The 1,494-nt window shown below is 65.0% G+C and carries 2 protein-coding genes and 2 pseudogenes; 3 read left to right on the top strand and 1 reads right to left on the bottom strand.

Features of this window, described 5'->3' with window-relative positions:
• The first annotated feature begins 4 nt into the window (after positions 1 to 4).
• The 3 genes and pseudogenes from L9Z73_RS30335 to L9Z73_RS30345 all read left to right on the top strand — a co-directional run.
• Positions 5 to 301: a cupredoxin domain-containing protein gene (locus L9Z73_RS30335; RefSeq protein WP_247408650.1), complete on the top strand. Its 297-nt coding sequence runs from the start codon at positions 5 to 7 to the stop codon at positions 299 to 301.
• A 15-nt stretch (positions 302 to 316) separates the two neighbouring features.
• Entirely contained in the window at positions 317 to 1,156 is an 840-nt protein-coding gene (locus tag L9Z73_RS30340; protein WP_247408648.1) for an FTR1 family iron permease, read from the top strand.
• Positions 1,153 to 1,374 (top strand): annotated as a pseudogene (locus L9Z73_RS30345) (4Fe-4S binding protein); the annotation flags it as partial. The gene L9Z73_RS30340 and the pseudogene L9Z73_RS30345, both read left to right, overlap by 4 nt.
• On the opposite strand, the pseudogene L9Z73_RS30350 reads toward L9Z73_RS30345, so the two are convergent.
• Positions 1,362 to 1,494: pseudogene (locus tag L9Z73_RS30350) on the bottom strand (Nif3-like dinuclear metal center hexameric protein); the annotation flags it as partial. The pseudogenes L9Z73_RS30345 and L9Z73_RS30350 overlap by 13 nt on opposite strands.

A 1,494-nucleotide genomic window follows, 5' to 3' on the forward strand; every position in this document is an offset into this window, starting at 1 on the left:
CAGCGTGCTGCTGAGCGGCGCGGCCGTGGCAGCGCCGTTGCCCACCTATGAACTGAGCCTGCAGGACGGCCACTTCATCCCTCCGCAACTCACGGTCAAGGCCGGTGAGCGCTTCAAGATCGTGCTGCACAACCTCGGCCAAGGCCCGGCCGAATTCGAGAGCACACCGCTGCGCGTGGAGAAAGTGTTGTCCCCCGGTGTGACCACCTTCGTGGTGATCCACCCGCTCACGCCTGGGCTGTATCCGTTCTTTGACGAATTCAACCCACAGTTGCCCGAAGGCAGCATCCTCGCCCAATAGCCCCGGAAGCCGTTGATGAATCAATCGATGTTTATTGTCTGGCGCGAAAGCGTCGAGGCGCTGCTGGTGATCGGCATTCTGCAGGTCTGGATCAGCCGCCAGACCGCGCATTCGCGCCTGGGGCGTTTCCTGTGGGCCGGGGTGGTCCTGGGGTTGTTTTGCTCCGCAGGCTTGGCCGGCCTGATGCTGTGGGCCGGTGAGGCCATGACCGGCCCCCAGGGCGAATGGCTGCAAGCGGCGCTGACGTTATTGGCCAGCGGCCTGATGGTGCAGATGGTGTTCTGGATGCATCGCCACGCGGCCACGCTCAAACACACCCTGGTACGCGAAGCCGATGAACGCCTGGCCCGCCAGGGCGGTTGGGGCGTGTTGCTATTGACGCTGTTGGCGGTGAGCCGCGAAGGCAGTGAAACCGTGGTGTTCCTGTACGGTGCCGGCGCACGTCTGCAGGGCCCGGCGCTGAACCTGTTCGCTATCGGCGGCGTGCTGGGCCTGGTGCTGGCGGGGCTCACGGTGCTGCTGTTGCGCAGTACGCGGCGCTTCATTTCCTGGTCGCTGTTTTTCGCCTTCAGCGAAGCGCTCTTGCTGCTGCTTGGCGGGGCTTTGCTGGTGGCGGCCGTGGACCGTATCAGCGGGCAATTGCTGGCGATGGACATGCCCGAGTGGGTTTATTCCAGCTTCGGTGAAAGCCGCTGGGACAGCAGCGCCCTGCTCAGCGACAGCCACGGCTTGGGCGCGCTGTTGGCTGACTTTGTCGGCTACCGCGCCGCGCCGAGCCTGGTGACCGTGCTGGTGCTGCTCGGTTATTGGCTGTGGGTGGGCAACGGCCTGCGCCGCTCGCGGCACGCGGCATGAGCTGGCTGCAGCGCCTGGGCGATGGCATGCGTCGCCATGCCCGGTTGATCCGTGCCGTGCAATGGGCCGTGGTACTGATCTACGCCGTGCTGCTGGTGCTGCCGGCGCTGCTGCCGTTGCCGGACAGCCAGGCACGCCTGGTGAACAACCTGACGCTGCTTGCGCAATTCATCTTCTGGGGCCTTTGGTGGCCGTTCGTGTTGCTCTCGATGGTGATGTCCAACTGCCGAGCCAGCTGGACGTTGTTGCCGACCTCGGCGTGCAGGTCCAGCGGCAGGTGGTAGGCCAGCAGGCTGATGTCGTGCTTGAGCAGGGTCTTCAGGCGGCGCTGCTTCATG

Source organism: Pseudomonas emilianonis (genome assembly GCF_023072625.1).
Lineage (GTDB): Bacteria > Pseudomonadota > Gammaproteobacteria > Pseudomonadales > Pseudomonadaceae > Aquipseudomonas > Aquipseudomonas paraveronii.